Source organism: Pseudomonas sp. IT-P176, assembly GCF_949767245.1.
Taxonomy (GTDB): domain Bacteria; phylum Pseudomonadota; class Gammaproteobacteria; order Pseudomonadales; family Pseudomonadaceae; genus Aquipseudomonas.
This window is the reverse complement of sequence record NZ_CATKPN010000032.1, coordinates 40794-65067: the sequence shown is the minus strand read 5'-3', so window position 1 is coordinate 65067 and position 24274 is coordinate 40794. Positions and strand designations below refer to the sequence as shown.

At 63.3% G+C, this 24274-nt stretch carries 10 protein-coding genes and 1 pseudogene; 5 read left to right on the top strand and 6 right to left on the bottom strand.

Translation table 11 applies throughout. From position 1 onward, the window contains the following. Nucleotide 1: 1 nt before the first annotated feature. The 6 genes and pseudogenes from ACM6IP_RS05050 to ACM6IP_RS05025 all read right to left on the bottom strand — a co-directional run bounded on the left by ACM6IP_RS05050 (nucleotide 2) and on the right by ACM6IP_RS05025 (nucleotide 9978). A complete protein-coding gene (locus ACM6IP_RS05050; RefSeq protein WP_401126541.1) occupies nucleotides 2-997 on the bottom strand; it encodes an alginate O-acetyltransferase AlgX-related protein in 996 nt (331 codons plus the stop codon). Between the two features lie 26 nt (nucleotides 998-1023). Continuing rightward, entirely contained in the window at nucleotides 1024-3831 is a 2808-nt protein-coding gene (locus ACM6IP_RS05045; protein ID WP_414861073.1) for an NfrA family protein, read from the bottom strand. A 53-nt stretch (nucleotides 3832-3884) separates the two neighbouring features. Further along, nucleotides 3885-5528, bottom strand: a pseudogene (locus ACM6IP_RS05040) (glycosyl transferase family protein); the annotation flags it as partial. Nucleotides 5529-5546: 18 nt separating this feature from the next. After that, nucleotides 5547-7754 carry a hypothetical protein gene (locus ACM6IP_RS05035; protein ID WP_414861072.1) on the bottom strand — a complete coding sequence of 736 codons (2208 nt, stop codon included), beginning with the start codon at nucleotides 7752-7754 and terminating at the stop codon, nucleotides 5547-5549. A gap of 354 nt (nucleotides 7755-8108) precedes the next feature. After that, nucleotides 8109-9272: a non-hydrolyzing UDP-N-acetylglucosamine 2-epimerase gene (wecB, locus tag ACM6IP_RS05030; protein WP_095170894.1), complete on the bottom strand. Its 1164-nt coding sequence runs from the start codon at nucleotides 9270-9272 to the stop codon at nucleotides 8109-8111. A 400-nt stretch (nucleotides 9273-9672) separates the two neighbouring features. Then, nucleotides 9673-9978 (bottom strand): hypothetical protein, encoded by a 306-nt coding sequence (locus ACM6IP_RS05025; protein WP_143501281.1) that lies wholly within the window; start codon nucleotides 9976-9978, stop codon nucleotides 9673-9675. Between the two features lie 225 nt (nucleotides 9979-10203). On the opposite strand from ACM6IP_RS05025, the gene ACM6IP_RS05020 reads away from it, so the two are divergent. The 5 genes from ACM6IP_RS05020 to ACM6IP_RS05000 all read left to right on the top strand — a co-directional run bounded on the left by ACM6IP_RS05020 (nucleotide 10204) and on the right by ACM6IP_RS05000 (nucleotide 24239). Then, the gene (locus ACM6IP_RS05020) at nucleotides 10204-18198 is read left to right on the top strand and encodes a BapA/Bap/LapF family large adhesin (RefSeq protein ID WP_414861071.1); all 7995 of its coding nucleotides are present in this window, start codon (nucleotides 10204-10206) and stop codon (nucleotides 18196-18198) included. A gap of 246 nt (nucleotides 18199-18444) precedes the next feature. Next, a complete protein-coding gene (locus ACM6IP_RS05015; protein WP_414861087.1) occupies nucleotides 18445-19863 on the top strand; it encodes a TolC family outer membrane protein in 1419 nt (472 codons plus the stop codon). After that, nucleotides 19860-22043, top strand: coding sequence for a type I secretion system permease/ATPase (locus tag ACM6IP_RS05010; protein ID WP_320333388.1), 2184 nt, complete (start codon nucleotides 19860-19862; stop codon nucleotides 22041-22043). The genes ACM6IP_RS05015 and ACM6IP_RS05010 overlap by 4 nt, the downstream gene beginning before the upstream one ends. 43 nt (nucleotides 22044-22086) lie before the next feature. Beyond that, complete coding sequence (locus ACM6IP_RS05005) at nucleotides 22087-23337, top strand: HlyD family type I secretion periplasmic adaptor subunit (RefSeq protein WP_095170698.1); 1251 nt, start codon at nucleotides 22087-22089, stop codon at nucleotides 23335-23337. 11 nt (nucleotides 23338-23348) lie between these two features. Then, nucleotides 23349-24239: an alpha/beta hydrolase family protein gene (locus tag ACM6IP_RS05000; protein WP_414861070.1), complete on the top strand. Its 891-nt coding sequence runs from the start codon at nucleotides 23349-23351 to the stop codon at nucleotides 24237-24239. The last annotated feature ends 35 nt before the right edge of the window (nucleotides 24240-24274 follow it).

Here is a 24274-nt window from a genome sequence, read left to right as displayed (position 1 = left end):
ATCAGCGTCCCAGTGCGCCATGCAGGCGTTGGCGCCAGGCGCTGTCGCTCATGATCGAGGCGTTGTCCCACATGCCCGACGCTTGCGGACCGTAGGCGTAGCTCGGCTCGAACATTTGCCACACCAGCACCTGCGGTGGGTTTTTCTTGAAGTCGGCTGATTCCAGGTATTCCAGGAGCATGGTCCAGTGGCCGATGTTGCCCGGCTTCCAGTTCACCGACACCGGGCGGTCGAGGGCATTCGACAGTTTCTGCGGGAAGCCGAAGTATGGCTGCACCATGCTGTGCCCGGTGACATGCACCGGTGCCGGTGCGGCATCCAGCAGGCCGCCGGTGGTGTCCTGGCGGCGCACGACAAAGGTTTCGCGGCCGGTGGCCTTGCGTTGCTCTTCGGTCAGGAAGCGCTCGGCGAGGTCGCCATAGCGACGCTCCTTGAACTCGCTGCCCAGGGCCATGCCGGTGCCGGGATTGCCCTTGAGGTTCGGCACGTCGCGCTTGATCTGCTCGGCAGTGGCCACGGCGGTGGCGTCGGCGGCGGGCTGGGTCCAGTGCTGGTCGGTGCGGTAGAACACGTCCTTGCCCGAGTTCTTCAGTTGGCTCAGTACGGCGGCGTCGTCGAACGTCGAGATACCGGCCTGCTTGAGCTTGCCGAGAATCGTCTGGTAGCGCTGTTTGACTTGCGGGCTCAGGGCTTTGTCGGCCGGTAGCTTGTCTTGATAGAACAGGGTCTTGTCCGGCAGCAGCAGGACCTGCAGTTTCACGCCACGGGCGGCCAGGGCCTGGCGCGCGTCATTGATCAGCGCGGTGTTGGCGTCGATGGCCTTGTTGTCGACCACGGTCAGGCTGCCCCAGCCCGGAAACAGCCAGCCATCGCTGCCGCGAATCACCAGCGCGGAGTCTTCGGCGTGCGCGCCGGCCATCGACAGAGCCAGCGTCATGCCGAGCAGGGGGGCGCCCAGGCGTTTGAGTGGTTGGGTGACCAGGCGTGCAAGTGACATGGCAAAGGTCCTTATGACTAGGGGGCTCAATAGGAAAAAATCAGGTTCATGAACAGCCCTTTGGCCCGTTCCGTAGCACCACCGCCAATTGGGTAGCGGTACTGCATGGACCAGCTCAGGGAGGAGCGTGGAGCGTTGTAGTGGTCTTCGCGGAACCAGTAGCGAACCGCGACGCCGGGGCCGACCCCCATGGACCACGAGGTGGCGTCATTGGTCAGTGACCAGTCCTGGCTGACGTTGCTCAGGTCGATCTGATCGTTTTTACCGAAGTCCAGGCCGGTGGCCTGGTCTTTCTGCCAGATCCAGTCCACGGCCCCGACGATGTGCGGGAACACCACCACGTTGGGCCCCAGTTGGTCGAACCGCAGGCTGCGACCGACCCGCAGCTCACTGCTGGCGAACACTTGCTGGCGCTTGAGCTGGCCATCGGTCTTGGCCAGTTGCCGGGTACGGCTGCCCTGGTTGTCCACGTCATAAGCGGTGAAGGTCGCGTCGTTGTCTTCCCAGGAATACCCCAGCTGTGCGTAGCCATCCATGGTGAACCAGTTGGATTCATTGGTGCGCAGCTCAGTGCCTTTGTAGAACCCGTAGGTGATGTACGAGAGCCAGCCGCCAGCATCGCTGTCCAGTTGATAGCGGGTGAGCATGCCGTTGATTGCCGGACTGTTGGTGGCGTTGGCTTCCTGGATCGCATTCTGGATCGCGCATTGGTCGCCGCGCTTGGACGGGTAGACGGTGCCTTCACGGGTCGCCGAGCCGAGGAAAAACCGGCGCTCCAGGCCAAAGGTGAAACCGGTATCGGCCAGCATGTAGCGCACCCCCAGTGAGCCGATGGTGCTCGGGAAGCCGGAGGTGGTACTTGAACCGTTGGTGCGGTCATTGCTGTCGCGGTTGTCGAGGGTAGTCCTGCCACTGCAGGGGTCGACGAACTGGCTGGACTCGAACTCGCTGCCTTCGTCATACAGGGTGTTGGTCAGCCGCCCGTAGACCTCGAGAATACCGTTCTGGTCATTGAACTGGGTGGGTCGCCAGTACAGCTCGGAGGTGCTGAACAGCGAATCACCTGCGGTACTCAAGCCGGCACCGCTGCTGTTGGTGGTGGGTTGTGCCCCGCGATAGCCGAGCGACACGGTCGCGCCCCATTCACGATCCAGTCCGGCAATGGCGCCACGGGTGTTGTAGCGCTGTTGGTCATCCAGTTCGAGTTGGTTGGCGTCGGCCATGTCGATGGCTTTCTTGAGTTTCTTCACGGCTCCCGGGTTGTCGCCCATGGCCGACTGGGCATAGGCCTCGTTGAGGATCACCGTCGGCGGCGCCTTGCCGGTGGCCCGTGCGGCGCTGAAGTCCTGGAGCGCGAGGTCCGGCTGGCGATTGCGCTGGCGCACGTAGCCGCGCTGCATGAACAGGTCGGCGTCGTTTGGCGAAGCGGCGAGGGCGCGGGTCAGGCGCTGCTCGGCCTCGGCGGCCTGGGCCGCGTTGCCCGAGGCCAGGGACGTGGTCAACAGGCGCTGATAGTCGGGGTTGTCCGGTGCTTGTTCCACGGCCAGGCGCGATTGCCTGATTGCTTCCTGATAGTCCTGCCGGCCATAGGCGGCGTAGGCTTCGGTGGCAGGGCCAGCCGGACCGGTGACCTGGTCGGAGGGCAACAATTCGCACTGGGTGCCATAGGGTGTGTCATGGCACGACTGGGCAGGCGCGGGGTAGAGCGTGGTGGTCAGCTTGGCCGCTGGCTTGTTGTCCTCGGCGAGGATTTCCCGGCGCTTGAGGGCGGCCTCGTCGCTGGCGTCCATCGGCCCGAGCAGTTGTTCGGCGCGGGCGGTGTCACCTGAAGCCAGCGCACCGTCGATTGCGATCAGGCGCACGTTGCGGCGTTGATCGTCGTCCAGCCAGTCCTGGGCCATGGCCTCGTCGAAGTCGCCACGGGCTGAGTCTTTCTTGCCCTGGAGCTGGCGCAGGTAGGCACGCATCACCAGCATCACGGTGTTTTCGTCGTTCTGTTCCAGAGCCTCAGTGGCCGCCTGCTCGGCGGCGGCGGGCTGTTTATCCTGGAGCAAAGCGGTGACCAGCAACAGGCGCTGGCTGGTGAGGTCCGGCGCGAGGTTCACGGCCTCGCGGGCCAGCCTGGCCGCTTCGGCGGGCTGGTTGGTGATCAGTGCCTGGTAGGCCAGTTGGGTCGGCCGTACGGCCATGCGCCGCTGCAACATGGTGCGGCGGGCCTCGATGTCGCTTTTGTTCGGCGGGTTCAGGGCAATCACCTGGTCGGCGGCGCTCACCGCCTCGGGCCATTTCTCCTGGGCCTCCAGCGCGTCGAGCCAGAGCAGGGCCCACGTACCCTGGCTGGGGTCGGCGCGAAAGGCTTGCTCGCCATCCCGGGCGGCGGCGGGCATGTCGCCGGCGTTGTAGGCGGCATACCCTTTGGTTGCCAGCGGGAAGCCACGCTGATAGGCCGCCGACGGTCCGCGGCCGGTGGCGGCGGCTGTCTTGGGTTGCAGGTTTTTCACGGTGGCGCGTAACGCCGGATCGTCAACGCCGCGTTTGATCGCCGCCTGCGCGGCCTGGCGTGCCTGAGTGATGCGTCCGAGCTTTTGCAGGGTATAGACCTGCAACAGGTTCAGGCGCACCACATCGGGCCGCAGTTTCAGCGCGGCATTCACCTGCTCCAGCGCATCACGGTAACGGCCGGCCTGGTAACTCTTGTACGCCAGGTCCGCCTGTTGCCAGGCTTCGCCCTCCAGGGGCGCCTCATAGGCGGCGGCCGACACCGGCAGCGGCAGGAGCGTCGAGCTGCAGAGCAAGGCCGCGGTGAGCAGAAGTAAACGCGAAGTAGGGATCATGGCGTCTCTGAGGAGCGTTGTTCAGTGGGACCGGCAGCAACTGGCTGGCCCGTGTCGTTCTGGAAGGAGATCGCTTCGCTCAGGGTGGCCTGGTCGAGGTAGCCGTGCTCGAGCAGGATCTGCCCCAGGGGCTTGTGTTCGGCGGCCTGGGCTTGCAGTGCCTTGTTCAGGGACTCCTGGTCGATCGCCCGCCAGGACATCAACAGATCCCCCAGGCGCAGGCGTTGCTGGACCAGTTGGTCGGAGGACGGGAAGTCATGCATGGTCTTGTCCCAGACCAACTGCTTGCCGAGGAACAGATGGCCCAGGTACAAGCGCCAGGCCCGCGCGGCGGCCATGGCATTGATGAAGTTGCCGATGATCATCCGCGGTGCCGACAACAGCGCGTGTTCCCAGCCATACAGGCGACCGACGAAGTAGCCGCGCTGGAGTACTCGCAGGCTCAACAGGATGCCGTTGGCCCACATCAACTGCATCAGCCCGCTGTGGGGGCTGAACACCGATGGGTAGTAGGTCGTCCACCAGTCCATCGAGGTCATCACCATGAACAGCAGGTGCTGGGCGAGCAGGATGTAGGCAACAATCGCCACGAAGGAAGTCACCAGGCCTTTGCGGTCGCGATATAGCAGGTACTTGGTCGCCAGCGAACCTTCCCAGCCAACCTGGCTCCAGCCCTGCAGGCCGATCCCCAGGGTCCAGCGGGCCTTCTGCCGATAGGCGGTGCGGAAGGTATCGGGGAAGTATTCACGTACGCCGAGCGGCATATGAATCGCGACCATCTTCGCTTTACCGTGGCCGAACCACTTGGCGCGTCTGGCGATGTAGTCGACCGGGAATTTACCGAAGATCTGCTTCATGCCGCGCCGTGCCAGGCGCGCACCGATGTCGTAGTCCTCGGTGAGGGTGGCGGTGTTGAACGGCTGGTTGTTGGTCTCCGCCGAGAGTTCGAGCAGGGCCTTGCGCGAGAAACAGGTGCCGACGCCTGCTGACGGGACCATTTTCGACATGCTTTCACGCACCACCAGGTCCTTGGTGTGCCACTCGGCGAATTCATCCATGTAGGTACCGGCCACCAGTTCATACCAATCCCGTTCCAGGGACGTGACTGGCAGTTGGATGAAGTCGATGCGCGGCAGCAGGTAGTTGAAGTAGTGCAACTCCAGGTGGTGCAGCACGTCTTCGCTGTCATGCAGGACGACCCCGGCAAACGGCTCGGGCTGGCGCAGGTCCTGGGCGAAGATCGCCTGGATGATCCAGTTCAGGCAGTCGGCCTTGCAGGTCGGGCCATCGTGGGGGACTTCGACGCGGATCAACTGCTTGTAGCGCCGACGCATGCGTTCCACTTCTTCAATGGTGCGTGCGTCGTTGCAGTAGGTGCCGACGAAGATGGAGTAATTCTTGTACTCCAGCGACCCGACCATGTTCTCGAGCATCGGCGCGATCACGTCGTACTCGAGCCAGGCCGGGATCATGATCGCCAGCGGTTGCTCGCGCTTGGAGCGCAGTTGTTCGGCCGTCAGCGCCTTGTAGCGGCGCTTGACCATCAGCGAACGGTACGCCTGGCGTGCCCAGAACCAGACATCGATGAACAGGTCATCAAGGCTGGAGAGCATGATCAGCACGCCCACGATGACCGTCACGATCTCCAGGATGTGGTAGTAGTCCGCAAGCAGATACGGCAGGTAGAGCGAGGACATGAGCTGTTCCCGTGGTCGTTACAAGCCTTGTTTCTTTTTGTGGCGACGCGCCAGAACACCCAGTACCAGCAAACCGAGCAGGGCCGCAGCAAACAGCGGCAGGGCCCACGCCAGGTACTTGCGCCACTCATGGAACGGCGATTCGCCAAGGCCCATCGACTGGACCAGCCCAGGCTCGGAGGTATCGACCCACGTCAGCGGACCGTCCACACCCAGCACTACGGCGTTGCCCTGGTTGAACACGAACGGTGCCCCCGGGGTCAGCACCTGGTCGCCCAAGGCATACCAGACCACCCCGTGCTGGCTGTTCGAGTCGACCACCGACGCCGCGCTCAGCGGTTGCGGACCGGTCAGGTCAAGCAGGCGTTTGTCGTCACCACCGGCACGCAAGCGCTGCAGGTCTTTGACATCGATCAGCGGCTTGGCCCCTTCCAGCGGCACATCCAGTGACAGGAATGGCTTGCTTGGTTTGAACGGCTGGCTGCTGTCGGCCAGGGTCAGTTCGGCATTGACCGGTGATATCGATGCGGCGCTGGCCAGGCGAATGATCTGGCGCAGGTTGGCCGCCGGGGTATCCAGGGCGGTCTTCGGCACGATTACCTGGGCATTGCCTGCCAGCAATGGCAGCAGGCCGACGAAGGTGCCGTCCGGCTCGGCATCGGAGGAGCGCAGGTAGCTGCTCGGCAACACGTTGACCGGATACCCCTGGGGAATTTCGGCGCAGTTTGGCGAGACCGGCTGGCGCTGGAAGCGCACCTGCAGGTTGTTGGTCACCCCCAGGGCATAGCCCGGGACACGGGCGGTCAGGCGCTCGGGTTTGCCGTCGGCCTTCAGTTGCTTGGCACTGAGCAGGACCCCGTTCCACAGCACCGAAGCCACCGGCAGGGTGATCGACGCCCCTGGTGCGGCGGCTACATCCAGAATCAGCTCGCCGGGCATCCGGCCCTGGACGGCCACCGCGCTCAGCGGGAATACGGCGTTCCACTCGCCACGGGTCACCACATCAAACGCGGTGGTCGAGCCACCGAGTGTGCCGACACGCAGTTCACGGTCACTGCCGTCCCCGGTTTCACCGGCTTGGTGAATGGTTGCCTCGGCGGAAACAAGCACGTTGCGCCAATGTGAGTCGAACACTCCGGCGGCCTTGGCCCCGGCGTCGGCGGCCACGCTGATCACGGCTTGATGGCCGAGGCTGGTCAGTTGAATCTGCTGGCTGCCCGGGACTTTCTGGGCGGCGCTGGCATGCCGGCTACGCCATTCTCCCAGGGCCTTGACCGCGTCTTCATCGTTTTGCAATTGATCGCGCAGGGCATCCAGCGCGGTGTTGATCTGGCCGACCAGCGCGGCGTCGGCAATTGCCAGGTCAGCCCGGGTCGCGGGTGCGTCGAGCACCAGCAAGGCGCCGAGTTCGGCGGCGTTGGCCAGGGTGTGGCGGTCTTTGCCTGTCAGCGCAGAGAACGGCGCGACCGTGCTCAAGGCGGCAGGAATGTTCAGTTGGTCGATAGCGACCACGTCGCCCACGGCCGGGAAGGCTTTGACCTGGGCCTGTTTGGCGTTGCGTTCCAGGGCCACGCCCAGGCGCCAGGTGCTGTCGAAACTGGCTTGCTCAAGCTTGCCGGCGGCGATCAGGATCACCGGTTTGCCCGGCAGCGTGCTCCAGGCATCGGCCAGGGTATTCAGGCCACGCATCGAATAGCGATAGGTCAGCGCAGTGTCGGGCGACAGGGTCAGTACATTGCTGCTCTGGCGGGTGGGCTCGCACAGGCGTTGGCCGCTGGGCGAGCTCCAGTCGATGGTGAAATCGACAAAACCGGACTCATGACGCCGGGCTTCGACTGGCAGCAGCCTAGCCAGGTCCCCTGCGCGTTCGGTCACGCTCTGGGTATGCAACGGGCGACCGTCGACCGACAGGCGCAGGGCCGCGGGAGCTTCTTCGCCCTTGATGAAGTTGCCCTGGATGTTGATCGAGGCCGCATCCAGCGCAACGCCTTTGGGCACTGGCAGGTAGAACGACTGGTGGTTGTCGCTTTCCTGCAGCACCACCGGGTTGGTGATGCCCATGTCGGCCAGCGAAACGCTGCGCTGCACCCAGTCGTCCTGGGCCAGTGTGCGCAACGCATCGCTGCCGGGCGATGCCATGGCGAACAGCGGCGCGGCGAAAGGTGCGACGAGTACGACCTGCTTGAGGAGGGTGAGGCACAGCTGGCGATTCGTAGGAGTATTCATGCGTGGTTATCGGCCGCATCTGAAAGGTGAAAGTTCACGACTGCCCTGCGCATTCACGTCCTCGGTAGGTGGCGTGAGTGCCGGGCAAGCGAATTACACGGGCTCAGTGACGGTGCTCAGCTTGGACGCAAGCTGGAATACAGACCTGACAAACGGGCCGGCATGAGCTCGAACAATAACTGGCAGTGCAGGAGGGGCAAATGGCCATTGGTTGTCCCTGTGGCAGCTTTGGATCCATCCCCGCATTGGCAACCACACTGTGGCGTGCCGTAACGTATTGTGTCAATATTTTGGTGTAATTTTTATTATTTTGCGCGCCTTTGGTTTGGCGCGCCGTAATTTTGACTATTCAGTTTAGCCGATGGTCGGGCGGATTGCCGGGATGGGTGGATCAAACTCACTGAATTGGCGGCCGGTGAGTGCCGAAATGATCCGTGTTGTGGCGTGTCCGTCACCGTAGGGATTGACGCTGTGAGCCACCCGTTGATAGTGCTCGGCGTCGTCGAGGAAGGTCTGCACGGCGCTGACAATGCGCTCCTTGCGAGTCCCGACCAGTGTCACCGTTCCGGCACTCACCGCTTCCGGGCGCTCGGTGGTGTCGCGCATCACCAGCACCGGTTTGCCGAGGTGCGGGGCCTCTTCCTGAACACCGCCCGAATCGGTGAGGATCAGGTAGGCACGGCGCATGAACCAGACGAAATCCAGGTAATCCAGCGGCTCGATAAGGTGGATGTTGGGCAGGCCGGAAAGGGTCGACATCACGACGTCGCGCACCTGTGGGTTCAAGTGCACCGGGTAGACGATCTGCACATCCTCACGCTTGGCCAGCTCCGCCAGGGCCGAGCAGATCTGGATGAAACCAGCGCCGAAATTCTCGCGGCGGTGACCGGTCACCAACACCAGGCGTTGTGCCGGGTCGACCCAGGCATAACGCGCGGCCAGGCTGGCCTCCATGTCCGGGTTGTGGTCGAGTTTGCGCAGCGTCAGCTCCAGGGCATCGATCACCGTGTTGCCGGTGACATAGATACGGCCTTCGAGGTTTTCCTTGAGCAGGTTGTCGCGCGAGGTCACGGTCGGTGCGAACAGCCATTTGCCCATGACGTCGACCACGCGCCGGTTCATTTCCTCGGGAAACGGCTGGGTCAGGTCGCCGGTGCGCAAGCCAGCCTCGACATGCCCGATCGGGATGCGCCGGTGGAACGCGGCCAGGCTGCAGGCGGTTGCCGTGGAGGTATCGCCGTGCACCAGCACACAGTCGGGCTTGACCTCTTCGAGCAGGGCATCGACCCGGGTCATCAAGCGCGCGAACAGGCCATTGAGGGTTTGTCCTGGGAGCATCACGTCCAGGTCGTGGTGGGTCTTGATATCAAATAACTGCAGCACCTGGTCGAGCATGTGCCGGTGTTGGCCGGTGGTGCAGACAATGCTCTCGATGCCTTCGGTACCGGCCAGGCCATGGACCAATGGGGCCATCTTGATGCCTTCGGGGCGGGTGCCGAACAACGACAGGACTCTCATGTTTTCTCTATCTCCATACAGGGAATGACCCCCGGCATGCCGTCCCTTGGGGTACGCCATGGTCAGGGTCGAAGCAAACGACGCCTGTTGCTGCGCTTGACTGCTACTTCCGTGAGCTGCGCAGCCCTTCTTATGTTGGTGGTCGCCGGACGGTTTTTGTTCCGCAGGCAGCATGAAAGGTTTTTTTGGGCGGGCACGGTGAGTCGGTTCAAGGTCTGATCGGCCAGCGCGGTCGAGTGTATGTCCTGTGCTGGCCTGGAACCGCTCGACAAATATATTTCCAAATGTAACAAGTCTAAATGCTTAATGCTTTGTGCATGATTTTGCTCTTCGAAGGTATTGAAAATCTCCTTCAGTAATATTTTATGATAATGAAATTATCACCCAGTATTTTCTCATTTTAATTCTCGAAACATTCGCGTCCAATCTTCTTTGCCGTTGTTTTAATGTGGGTATTGACGGCGTGAACTTTTTTCTTTGACGCCAACTTTTTGCTGGTTAGTATCCTTGTAAGCGAACCGTTTTCAGTGTGCTGGGAAGTTCTATCACGACGGTTTTTGCTTACTTCTTGCAGCTTTTCAAAGGCGTGCTGGATACGTTTTACGAAAGGATGCGATTCCCGATGACGGGCAAAAGACAGGGAGCGTCTACGGTGATCAACCCCCTCCGCAAGCGCTGGTTCCTCCGCTTGATGCCCTTGCAGCATGGCGCTGCAACTCCCCTGTGCAAGTCCAACTTCCCACGTGCTGGCCAGGTTAAACACCTGGCACCCAGTGAGCGCTCCGGTGTGGGTTGAGTACTACTTCTGGATTAAAACTTTTACATAACTTTCGCTTATACGAATGCTCAGCCTCTGTTTAAGAAGCTGCGCACGCGTTCGAGTCGATTTTGTTATGGGATTCGACTAGCTGAAATAAAAAACAGGTGTGCGATGAAGAATATTGTAATTGTCGACAAGGCGACGGGGGCGGCGACCGAACAAACGTTCGGTAATGTCGCCCTGAACGGAACCAGTATTGTAAAAGTGCCCATTAGCCCGAGCAGCGTCCAGTCGATGCAGCAGTCGGGCAAGAATCTGGTCATCACCCTGAAGTCCGGTGGCACGGTCACGGTCCAGAACTTCTTTGTGGTCGGCAGCGATGGCGAACCCAACCAATTGGTCCTGGAGGACAACGACGGAACCCTGTTCCTGGGGAGCTACTCCTCGCCGTATTCCGGTTTTACCTTTGGCGAAATCGGCACCCTTGAAGACCTGATGGCCGCTACGGCGGCGGGCAGCACCACGCCAGACTGGCTGGCGTGGGGGTTGAGCCTGCTGGGTGTCGGCGGTGCCGCAGCAATATTCTTTGGTGGTCATGGCGGCAGCGGTGGCGGTGGCAGTGACCCCGACTCGACGCCTCCAGACGCCCCTACCGGCCTGGCTTTCGACACCACCGGCGCGGTACTCAGTGGTCGCGGCGAACCGGGTTCGACGGTGACAGTCAAGGACGCCAGTGGCCGCGTTATCGGCACGGGCACGGTCGGCGCTGATGGCAACTTCCAGGTCAACCTGGACACCCCGCAAACCAATGGTGAAACAGTCGAGGTCAGCCTCACTGACGCTTCGGGCAACGTCTCTGCTCCCGGCACCATCACCGCGGGCGACACCACAGCCCCCGCCGCACCGAGCGATCTGGCCGTCAGTGCTGATGGCAGTACCGTCAGCGGCAAGGGTGAACCCAACACCACGGTCACCATCAAGGATGCCAATGGCAATGTGATTGGCACCGGCACCGTCGGCGCCGATGGCAACTTCGTCGTCACCTTGACCCCAGCGCAAACCAACGGCGAAACCCTGACGGCCACCTTGACCGACGCGGCGGGCAACATCTCGCCACCGGCCAGCGTTGACGCCAGCGACACCAGCGCTCCGGCGGCCGCGACTGATCTTGCCGTCAGCACCGACGGCAACACCGTCAGCGGTAAAGGCGAACCCAACACCGTCGTCACCATCAAGGATGCCGACGGCAACGTGATCGGCACCGGTACAGTCGGCGCCGATGGCACCTTCGTGGTCACGCTCGACACCCCGAAAAACCACGGTGAAACCCTCACCACGACGCTGACCGATGCCGCCGGCAACGTGTCCGCGCCAGCGGACGTCATCGCCCACACCGTCGTCGTCGAAGAGCGGGACATCACAGCTCCCGATGCCCCGACCGACCTGGCTGTCATGGCCGATGGCACCACCGTCACCGGTAAAGGTGAACCCAACACCAGCGTCACCATCAAGGATGCCGATGGCAACATCATTGGTACCGGAACAGTCGGTACCGATGGCAATTTCGAAGTTGTGCTGACTACGCCACAAACCAACGGCGAAACCCTGACCGCAACACTCACCGATGGCGCAGGCAACGTCTCGGCCCCGGCGACTGTCGTCGCGGACGACTCCACCGCCCCTGCACCACCGACCGACCTGGTGGTGAGCGCCGATGGCACCACCGTCACCGGTAAAGGCGAGCCAGAAACCACGGTCACCCTCAAGGATGCCGATGGCAACGTCATCGGCACCGGCACCGTTGGCACCGACGGCACCTTCGAAGTCGTGCTCACCACCCCACAAGTCAACGGCGAAACTATCGCGGTAACGCTGACCGACGCTGCAGAAAACGAATCAGGCCCGACCCAAGTAACTGCTCCGGACATCGATGAGACGGATGCTGATGCGGACGCTGATGCGGATGCTGATGCCGACGCCGACGCCGACGCCGACGCTGATGCGGATGCTGATGCCGACGCCGACGCCGACGCCGATGCTGACGCGGATGCGGATGCGGATGCGGATGCGGATGCGGATGCGGATGCGGATGCGGATGCCGATGCCGATGCTGATGCTGATGCTGACGCCGACGCCGACGCCGACGCCGACGCCGACGCCGACGCCGACGCCGATGCCGATGCCGATGCGGATGCCGACGCCGACGCCGACGCCGATGCCGACGCCGATGCCGACGCCGATGCGGATGCGGATGCGGATGCGGATGCCGATGCTGACGCGGATGCCGATGCCGATGCCGATGCCGATGCCGATGCCGACGCGGATGCTGATGCTGATGCGGACGCCGATGCCGACGCGGATGCCGATGCTGACGCCGACGCCGACGCCGACGCCGACGCCGATGCTGACGCAGATGCTGATGCTGATGCGGACGCCGATGCTGACGCCGACGCGGATGCCGATGCCGACGCGGATGCGGATGCTGATGCCGATGCCGATGCCGATGCTGACGCCGACGCGGATGCCGATGCCGACGCGGATGCTGATGCCGATGCCGATGCCGATGCTGACGCGGATGCGGATGCGGATGCCGACGCGGATGCTGATGCGGACGCCGATGCCGACGCCGATGCGGATGCGGATGCGGATGCCGACGCCGACGCGGACGCCGATGCCGATGCCGATGCCGATGCGGACGCCGATGCGGATGCTGACGCGGATGCCGATGCCGATGCTGACGCCGATGCGGATGCGGATGCGGATGCCGATGCGGATGCCGATGCGGATGCCGACGCCGATGCCGATGCGGACGCCGATGCCGATGCTGATGCTGATGCTGATGCTGATGCTGATGCTGATGCGGATGCCGATGCTGATGCTGATGCTGATGCTGATGCCGATGCCGATGCTGATGCTGATGCTGATGCTGATGCCGACGCGGATGCGGATGCTGATGCGGACGCCGATGCCGATGCCGACGCCGATGCGGATGCGGACGCCGATGCGGATGCCGATGCTGATGCCGATGCTGATGCCGATGCGGATGCTGACGCCGACGCCGACGCCGACGCCGACGCCGATGCCGATGCTGACGCGGATGCCGATGCGGATGCGGATGCGGATGCGGACGCCGATGCCGATGCCGATGCCGATGCCGATGCTGACGCTGACGCTGACGCCGATGCGGATGCGGATGCGGATGCCGATGCTGACGCGGATGCCGATGCCGATGCCGATGCGGATGCCGACGCCGACGCCGATGCTGACGCCGATGCCGATGCCGATGCCGATGCTGATGCTGATGCTGATGCTGATGCTGATGCTGATGCGGATGCGGATGCGGATGCGGATGCGGATGCTGATGCCGACGCCGACGCCGACGCCGATGCCGATGCCGACGCCGATGCGGATGCCGACGCCGATGCTGACGCGGATGCCGATGCGGATGCGGATGCTGACGCGGATGCCGATGCCGATGCCGATGCCGATGCCGATGCTGACGCTGACGCTGACGCTGACGCTGACGCTGACGCTGACGCCGATGCGGATGCCGATGCTGACGCGGATGCCGATGCCGATGCTGATGCTGATGCCGACGCCGATGCGGACGCCGATGCGGACGCCGACGCCGACGCGGATGCTGACGCGGATGCGGATGCGGATGCGGATGCGGATGCTGATGCGGACGCCGATGCGGATGCCGACGCCGACGCCGACGCCGATGCCGATGCCGATGCCGATGCCGATGCGGATGCTGATGCCGATGCCGATGCTGATGCTGATGCTGATGCTGATGCTGATGCTGATGCTGATGCTGATGCTGATGCGGATGCGGATGCGGATGCGGATGCTGATGCCGATGCCGATGCCGATGCCGACGCCGACGCCGACGCCGACGCCGATGCGGATGCGGATGCCGACGCCGATGCTGACGCGGATGCCGATGCCGATGCCGACGCGGATGCGGATGCTGACGCCGATGCCGATGCCGATGCGGATGCGGATGCGGATGCCGATGCGGATGCGGATGCCGATGCCGATGCCGACGCGGATGCCGATGCGGATGCCGACGCCGATGCTGACGCGGATGCCGATGCCGATGCCGATGCGGATGCGGATGCTGATGCCGACGCCGACGCCGATGCTGACGCGGATGCGGATGCGGATGCCGATGCCGATGCCGACGCCGACGCCGATGCTGACGCGGATGCCGATGCCGATGCCGATGCCGACGCCGATGCGGACGCCGATGCGGACGCCGACGCCGATGCTGACGCGGACGCGGACGCGGATGCTGATGCTGATGCTGATGCTGATGCCGACGCGGATGCCGATGCTGATGCTGATGCTGATGCTGATGCCGATGCCGATGCCGATGCCGACGCCGACGCCGATGCTGACGCGGATGCCGACGCGGATGCGGATGCGGATGCGGATGCGGATGCGGATGCTGATGCTGATGCTGATGCGGACGCCGATGCCGACGCCGATGCGGATGCGGATGCGGATGCCGACGCCGATGCTGACGCGGATGCCGATGCCGATGCCGATGCCGATGCCGACGCGGATGCTGACGCCGATGCCGATGCCGATGCCGATGCTGACGCGGATGCGGATGCCGATGCCGATGCGGATGCCGATGCTGACGCCGACGCCGACGCCGACGCCGATGCCGATGCCGATGCCGACGCCGACGCCGATGCCGATGCCGATGCCGATGCCGATGCTGATGCCGACGCCGATGCCGATGCCGATGCCGATGCTGACGCCGATGCTGATGCTGATGCTGATGCTGATGCCGACGCCGACGCCGACGCCGATGCTGACGCCGATGCCGATGCTGATGCTGATGCTGATGCTGATGCTGATGCTGATGCTGATGCGGACGCCGATGCGGATGCTGACGCGGATGCCGACGCTGATGCCGATGCCGATGCGGATGCCGATGCTGACGCCGACGCCGACGCGGATGCCGATGCCGACGCCGACGCCGACGCTGATGCCGATGCCGATGCCGATGCCGATGCCGATGCCGATGCCGACGCGGACGCCGATGCTGATGCCGACGCTGATGCCGATGCCGACGCCGATGCGGATGCGGATGCTGATGCCGATGCTGATGCTGATGCTGATGCTGATGCTGATGCTGATGCTGATGCTGATGCTGATGCTGATGCGGATGCGGATGCGGATGCGGATGCGGATGCTGATGCTGATGCTGATGCTGATGCGGATGCGGATGCGGATGCGGATGCGGATGCCGACGCGGATGCTGACGCCGACGCCGACGCCGACGCCGATGCGGATGCTGACGCCGATGCCGATGCCGATGCCGACGCTGATGCGGATGCGGATGCCGATGCCGATGCCGATGCTGACGCCGACGCCGATGCTGACGCGGACGCGGATGCGGATGCTGATGCCGACGCCGACGCCGATGCCGACGCGGATGCCGATGCCGATGCGGATGCTGATGCTGACGCCGATGCCGATGCCGATGCCGATGCTGACGCGGATGCGGATGCTGATGCCGACGCCGATGCGGATGCTGATGCTGATGCTGATGCTGATGCTGATGCTGATGCGGATGCGGATGCGGATGCGGATGCTGATGCTGATGCCGACGCCGACGCCGACGCCGACGCCGACGCCGACGCCGACGCCGATGCCGATGCCGATGCCGATGCCGATGCGGATGCTGACGCCGATGCCGACGCGGATGCCGATGCCGATGCCGATGCCGATGCCGATGCGGATGCTGACGCTGACGCCGATGCTGATGCGGATGCGGATGCGGATGCGGATGCGGATGCCGATGCGGATGCCGATGCTGACGCCGACGCCGACGCCGACGCCGATGCCGATGCCGATGCTGACGCGGATGCGGATGCGGATGCGGATGCCGATGCCGATGCCGACGCTGATGCCGACGCCGACGCCGATGCTGATGCTGATGCTGATGCGGATGCGGATGCGGATGCCGATGCTGATGCTGATGCTGATGCTGATGCTGATGCTGATGCTGATGCTGATGCGGATGCCGATGCCGATGCCGATGCCGATGCCGACGCGGATGCGGATGCGGATGCGGACGCCGACGCTGATGCCGACGCCGACCTGGAAGCCTTCGACGACCTGGCAACCGCTGAATTGACCGTAACTCCGGTTACGACCAACACTTCTCTCAACAACATGAACGTGTTCACGTTGCTCGATGTGCTGGGTATTCAGTTAGGTGTGCCGACGCTGTCGCAGACGTTCTCCGTGTCGGACGAAAGCACCGGTACCTTGAATCTGTCCTTCGGTGCGGGTGACCTGGTCTCCGTGTTGGGTAGCGGGTTCACGGCCAAGCTTGAGGTCAGTGATGGTGCTGGCGGCTGGACGACGGTGGAACAGGGCAGCGTAGGCGGTGGCTTGCTCGATCTGCTGGGGCTGTTCGGTTCCAGTAACAGCGCGAAAGTCGAAGGCCTGGCGGCAGGCGAGTATCGCTTCACGCTCACCATGGACCCTGCGGTCGTGGCAGTAGGTGCAAACGTTACGGCAACACTGAGTGTCGATAACGTCAGCCTGGTGGACTTCGATGTCACGGGAGGTGAAGTCAGCGGGAACGTCATCATCGATGACGGCTTTGCAGGCGCGCCGGACTCTCCAGGTACCGCAGCGGATGCGACGGTCGACGAAGTCAACGGTGTGGTTATCAATCCAGTGGGCAGTACCGTGGTACACGGGCTGTACGGTGATCTGACGATCTTTGCCAATGGTGATTACAGCTACACGCCAACGGGCAATGCGGCGAACATCGGCAAGGTAGATGCCTTCGTCTATCAACTGGCGACAGCGGCTGGCGGGACGGCTTCGGCCACCCTGTACGTGCGCATCGACAGCACCGACTCGACGGTTACCTGGAGTCCTGCCGATCCGTCGGTACCGGGTGTCGTGGAGGTGGTTGCCACCGATGACATCGGTACTGCGCAGATTGATCTGGTCAATCCAGTCGATAGCGCCGAGTTGACGGCCCTGATTTACTCGCCTCCGCTGGCCGTCGGTTCCAGGACTGTCTCCGGTGAGGCTTTCACGGTCGAAGCCGATACGACGGTACAACTGCAAGTCAGCCGTAGCTTCGTCGGAGTTGGCGTACTGCCTACGACCACGATTGTCCTGCAGAAGTGGGACGGTTCAACGTGGAAACCGGTGGTGCCGGCACAGAGTACTGTCGATGCGACCCATACCTTCACCGTGAGTGAGGCAGGTGAGTATCGAGTGACGTCAACGACCGGGGCTTTGGTCTCGCTTGGAACGGTGACGGTTGCACAGACTCTGCTCACCACCCACCTGACGGAGTTCGTCACGGGGGCTGCGACCGCCGCAACGGGCAATGTCCTGCTGATCAGCGATCACTCCGTGCCAGACAGTATTCCGTCGACGTTGACGGTACTGAGTGTGTTGATCAACGGGGTCTACGTCATTCCGGGTCAAACCGGAGCGGTGGTGCAAGGGCAATTCGGCACGCTGACGTTGCACGCTGACGGTGACTACAGCTACACGCCGACCCCGGGTCTGGCGCTGGCTGATGTCGGCAAAGTGGACAGCTTCACCTACAAACTCACCACTCCAGGTGGCCAGGAGGACACCGCCACGCTGTACGTACGCCTTGACTCGCCGGATCTTGATCTGGTCTGGGACGATGCCAACCCGGGCAATCCTGCAACCGAAGCCCCAGGCTTCGCCGCAGCTGCGTTCGAGCAGGAACCGTCATCGGCCACGATCACCGAAGGTGCCGACGGTGCTGACCATATCGCGATCCATGACACCGAGTTTGCAGCGGTGGATGGCGGGGACGGCTTCGACACCCTGGTCTGGGACGGTGGCGATGCGACGATTAACTTGAGCTTGCTGGTCGGTAAAGTCAGCGATATCGAGAGCATCGACCTGAACGACTTCAGTGCGGTCGACCTGACCGTGAGCCTGGAAGACCTGCTGGCAGTGACGGCGCCCGAGACGGATAGATTGTTTATCCAGGGCGACGAGCAAGACAGCGTCCACCTGACGGGCAACTGGTCGGTGGGATCCACTCAACTGGAGAACGGGCAGGAGTACGTGGTGTACACCAGCCAGGAAGATGAAACCCATCAACTCTGGGTGCAAAGCGGGGTCAACGTGGTTTAACCACGTTGCTGGCGGGGGAGCGTCGGGCCGCAGGGCCTGGCGTTCTCCTTTGATCCTCCATCAATCAACAGTAACGATCCAGGCGGCGCGTTCTTGCGCCGCCCTGGCGTTACACCACGAATTCGAGTGAGCCGTGCAGGTCGCTGAAATTGAGTCGGCAGCAGGGCAAATAAGCGTCTATCTTTTTCATCACAAGCTGATGTGGAGCATTACTTGAGACCTAAGGATCGGTTCGAGTTCCTGTTTGTGGCGTTGTTGGCAGTCGCCGTACAGCCATTGACGATAGAGCGGGCCGTAGCGCTGACACGCGACTACGAACCCGAAAGTATCAACACCATCAGCCCCAAAGATGTGGGCAAGAATTTACCGGGTGATTCGTTCGGTGCCAGCCAGCCGGCTGCCCCCAGTCATGCAGTCCCCGACAACCTCGAAATGCCGCGCGCCATTCAACTGGCCGTCGCCTGGCATCCCGCGATCGCCGAGTCGATCGGCCAGCTGTACCAGCAACACGACAATGTCACCGTGGCCCGTGCCGGTTATTACCCGCAGATTCGTGGCGGGTTCAATTCCGGGTACGACAGCGGCCTGACCGGCAACGGCCAAAGCCAGGCTTTCACCTTGTCGGCTTCGCAGATGTTGTATGACTTCGGCAAGGTCGACAGTGCAGTGGACAGTGCCGTGGCCCGGGTGAATGGCAAGCAGGCTTCGGTGTTGCTGGCCATCGACCAGGTGGCACGCGATACCGCGTTTTCGGTGATCGAGCTGCAGCGCTACCAGGCGTTGCTCAACATCTCCCGCGCGCAGGTCAAGGGCCTGACGGCCATTGCCGACCTGGCGCAAAAGCGCAGCGACATGGGCGCCAGCACCCGCTCCGACCTGATCCAGGCGCGCTCGCGGGTCGAGGCTGCCGTTGCCACGCAGTTGCAATACACCGCGCTGTACAACCGCTGGCGCAGCAGCCTGGGCAGTCTGCTCGGCGCGCGCACGCCGGTGAGTGTCGCCACTGAGGTGCCGAGTACGTTGCGTCAGTCCTGCCAAGGCATCAATGCCGACGAGGTGCTGACGCCTTCGTTGTTGATCGCCCAGGCGCAGCAAGTCGATGCCCAGGCGCAGATCGCCCAGGCCCGGGCCGAAGCGATGCCGACGGTGTCGCTGGACCCGTCGGCCACCCAGTACCTGGACAGCAATGATGAAGATGGCAGCGTGGGAGGGCGCGACCGCACGCGCTACGGGATCTTCCTCAACGTCGAGATGCCGCTGTACCAGGGCGGCGCGATCAATGCCCGCAAATCGGCAGCGGCCCAAGCGTTGCGGGCGGCCGAGGCGGCCAACGACGCTGCGCGCCTGGCGGTACGCCAGGGTTTGCTTGAGGCGCGGGATCAGACCTCCAGCCTCGAACAGCGCCTGACCACCCTGGATTTCCGTGAACGCAGCATTTCTGAAACCCGCGATTTGTATCGCCAGCAATACCTTGAGTTGGGCACGCGGCCATTGCTCGATCTGTTGAACGCCGAGCAGGAAATCCACCAGGCTGCCATGGATCGGGCTAACACCGCCGCGGATCTGCACCGTCTGGAAATCGATTGCCTGTACAACAGCAGCGCCTTGCGCACGGCGTTCAATCTGGACAGTGGCACCATCCAAGGTGTGGAGATTCGACCATGAACGACGCTGTGAACCTGGATACCCAGGGCGCCACCGAACCGCAGACCCTGGAGGCGGCCAGCGCGCTCGATTACGAAGATTGGCTGGAAGCGATCCTCGCGGTCGCCCGGCACAATCGCCTGGATTGCTCGGCGCAGAATGTGCGCATTGCCGCCCAGTGGAGCAAGGGCACCGGGGTCGACGAGGTGCTGCGGCAGATGGCACGCCAGGCCGGGCTGAGCCTGAAGGTCGTGGATTTCAGCCCGGCGCTGTTGGTCCAGCGGCGCCTGCCCCTGGTGCTGCAGTTCGACGATGGGCAAATCGGTGTGCTGCAGACCCTCAGCGACGATGATGAGCTGGGCATTGTCTACAGCGGTGACCAAGGCCTGCAAAGCCGCATCAGCCGTGCCGAGCTGCTGGTGTCGGCGCGCAAGGCGCTGATTCTGCGACCCGTGCAGGCGGCGCGGGACTCGCGGGTCGACGACTACATCAAGCCCTACGAGAAAAGCTGGTTCAGGAACATCGTCCTGCGCGACATGCGCCCCTACGGCCATGTCATGTTGGCATCGCTGGCGGCCAACATCCTCGGCCTGGCCGGGGTGCTGTTTTCCATGCAGGTGTACGACCGGGTGATTCCCGCCGAGTCGATGCCGACCCTGTACGTGTTGTTCGGCGGAGTGATGCTGGCGCTGTTTTTCGATTTTGTCCTGCGGGTAATGCGTGTGCGCATCACCGACTTGCTCGGCAAGCGTGCCGACATGCGCGTCTCGGACCTGGTCTTCGGCCATGCCATTCGCCTGCGTAACAGCGCCCGGCCAAAATCCACCGGTTCGTTCATTTCCCAGTTGCGCGAGCTTGAGCAACTGCGTGAACTGATCACCTCCAGCACTGCCAGCGCCTTGGCCGACCTGCCGTTTTTCCTGATGTTCGTGGTGATCTACTGGTTTATTGCCGGGCCGCTGGTGGCCGTGCCGCTGGGCGCGGTGCTGTTCCTGATCATCCCGGGGCTGTTGTCGCAACGCAAACTGGCGAGGCTGGCCAACCAGTCGATGCGCGAGAGTTCGCTGCGCAGCGCCATGCTGGTGGAGACCGTGCAAGGCCTGGACGACATCAAGATGCTGCAGGCCGAACAGCGTTTCCAGCAGCAGTGGAACCACTACAACGCGACCGCCGCCGAGGCCAGCCTGCGTTCGCGCACGCTCACCAGTGGCCTGGTGACCTGGACCCAGAGCGTGCAGGGCGGCGTGTTTGCCGTGGTGGTGGTGTTCGGTGCGCCGATGGTGATGGCGGGCGACATGACCACCGGTAGCCTGGTGGCCGCGTCGATCCTGGCCTCGCGCATGATGGCGCCGATGTCGCAGATCACCCTGGTGCTGACCCGCTGGCAACAGGCCAAAGTGGCCCTGCAGGGCTTGCACCGGATCATGCAGATGCCGGTCGACCAGGCCGAAGGCAGCAAGCGTGTGCACTTGCCGCTGGTGCGCGGCGACTATGAGTTCAAGCAGGCCGAGTTCAAGTACGCCGAAGATGCGCCGATGCCGGCCCTCACGGTCAAGCACTTGAAGATTGCCCCGGGTGAGCGCATCGCGGTCCTCGGGCGCAACGGCGCGGGCAAGTCGACGCTGCTGCAGGCCATGGCCGGGATGATCGACCTCAGCTCGGGTTCGCTGACCCTGGATGGCGTTGGCCTGAGCCATATCGACCCGGCCGATGTGCGCCGCGATGTTGGCCTGCTGACCCAGAACTCCCGGCTGTTCCACGGCACCCTGCGGGAAAACCTGATGCTGGGAGCGGCTCACGCCAGCGACCAGGACCTGCTCGAAGCGCTGGCGCTGACCGGTGCACTGGAGTTCATCAGCAAGTTCGCACTGGGCATGGACCACATGATTCTGGAAGGTGGCCTCGGCCTGTCCGGTGGCCAGCGCCAGGCGCTGCTGCTGTCGCGGTTGATCATTCGCCAGCCGCAGATTGTGCTGCTGGACGAACCCACTGCGGCCCTTGACGACGCCAGTGAACGCAAGTTGATCCAGAGCCTGGGCCAGTGGGGCGCGCAGCGCACGCTGATCATCGCCACGCACCGCATGAGTGTGTTGAGCCTGGTGGATCGGATCATCGTCGTCGACAACGGCGCGGTGATCATCGATGACACCAAGGACAACGCCATTGCCCGTCTTTCCAAACCTCGGAACCCGGCGCAGTGAGCCGGCTGCTCCCAGCCACTGACTGCGCAAAAGGATAGCTCAGATGGAAAACAACAATCGTTCCTCGGGCTCGAACCCGGACCTGGCGCGGGTGCCACGGGCAGGCTCGGCGAATACCCAGGGTGACAACTCAAGCGCCGACGACAGCCTGGATGACGTCACGGTCGTGCGCTCGACGCGCGTCGTCTGGTGTGTGGCGCTGATGCTGCTGGCGTTCGGGGTGTGGGCCTACCTGTTTGAAATCGATGAAGTGTCGACAGGCACCGGCAAGGTGATCCCGACTTCGCGCGAGCAGGTGATCCAGTCGCTGGAGGGCGGCATCGTCGCCGAACTCAATGTAGCCGAGGGGGATATCGTCAAGCAGGGGGAAATCCTCGCCAAGCTCGACCCGACCAAGACCGAGTCCAATTTCGGCGAGAGTGCCGCCAAGTACCGCGCCTCCCTGGCCAGTGTTGCGCGGCTGCAGGCGGAAGTGAACGGCACCCCGCTGGCCTTCCCGGCGGAGCTCAAGGCCTACCCGGCGCTGATGAGCGCTGAAACCGACCTGTACCAGACCCGGCGCAAAGGGCTGGAAGAGTCGCAGGCGGGGGTGCGGGCCTCCCTGGGGCTGGTGCGCAGCGAGCTGGAAATCACCGAGAACCTGGCCCGGGTCGGCGCCGCGAGTAACGTCGAGGTCTTGCGCCTCAAGCGCCAGAAGTCCGAGCTGGAGCTGAAACTCACCCAGTCGCGCTCCGAATACATGGTACGGGCCGGCGAAGAACTGGCCAAGGCCAACTCCGATGTGCAGACCCTGTCCTCGGTGCTCAAGGGCCGTTCCGACTCGGTCACGCGCCTGACGTTGCGCTCGCCGGTACGGGGGATCGTCAAGGACATCGAGGTCACCACCATCGGCGGGATCATTCCCCCCAATGGCCGCTTGATGCAGATCGTGCCGATGGACGACCAGTTGTTGATCGAGGCGCGCATTTCCCCGCGGGACATTGCCTTCATCCATCCCGACCAGGACGCCAAGGTCAAGATCACGGCCTATGACTACTCCATCTACGGCAGCATGGATGGCAAGGTGGTGACCATTTCCCCGGACACCATCCAGGATGAGGTCAAGCCCGAGGTCTTCTACTACCGCGTGTTCATTCGCACCAATGACAATGAGCTGCACAACAAGGCCGGCAAGGCGTTTTCGATTGTGCCGGGGATGATCGCGGCGGCGGACATCAAGACCGGCCAGAAGACTGTGCTCGATTACCTGATCAAGCCGATGAACCGGGCGCGCGAAGCCTTGCGCGAGCGCTAGGCATGCGCTCAATGAGCGTCGCCAGGTGGCTGGCGTGTGCGGTGCTGCTGGTCAGTGCGCCGCTGTGGGCCCGGGGCACGGAAGACCTGCCACTGGCGTGGAATGCCCCGGCAGATCCCGCAGTTTGCACCGATCAGGACTCGGCCCTGTGGGTCGAGTACGCCAACGGCCAGGCCTGCATCCGCTACTTCAGTGCCGTGCCGCTTGCGCACGCGCCGGTGGTGATCGTGATGTTTCATGGTGACCGCAATATCGAAATGCACCGCGCGCCCGCCGCCATCGCCGGCAATACCCTGCGCGCCAAGGACCGGCAGGCGGCGGCCCTGAGTCGGCGGGCCGGGGTGCCGGTGGTGATTGTTGCGCGTCCGGGGACCTACGGCTCCAGCGGCAACCATGGCCAGCGGCGCCAGCCCGCCGAGTTCCAAGCGCTGGACGCGGCGCTCGATCAGTTGCGCGAGCGCTATGGCATCGGCCGTTTTGTGTTGCTCGGGCACAGCGGCGGGGCGACGGTGGTGGCGGCCTTGCTGACACTGGGGCGCGAAGATGTGCAGTGCGCGGTCATGACTTCGGGAGCCTTTGCCTTGCTCGAACGGGCGCAGATGATTCGTCGCAGCAAAGGCCTGCCATCCCGCGAGGGGCGCGACACCAATGGCCTGTTGCATCCGTACGATCCGCTGGAGCATGTCGCCGGTATTGCGCAGGTGCCCGATCGGCAGTTGTTTGTGCTGGGCAATCGCAACGACCAGGTCGCCCCCTTTGTGTTGCAGGAGCAGTTCTACCAGGCACTGCGCGATGCCGGATTGCCGGCGCAACTGATCGAAGCACCGGCGACTGCACCGGCGTTTCATCAGTTGCGCAACGATATCGGGCTGAAGACGGCGGCGCAGTGCGCACAACCTTGAAGGCACGACTCGCTGGAGTCAGCGAGTCGTGGTCA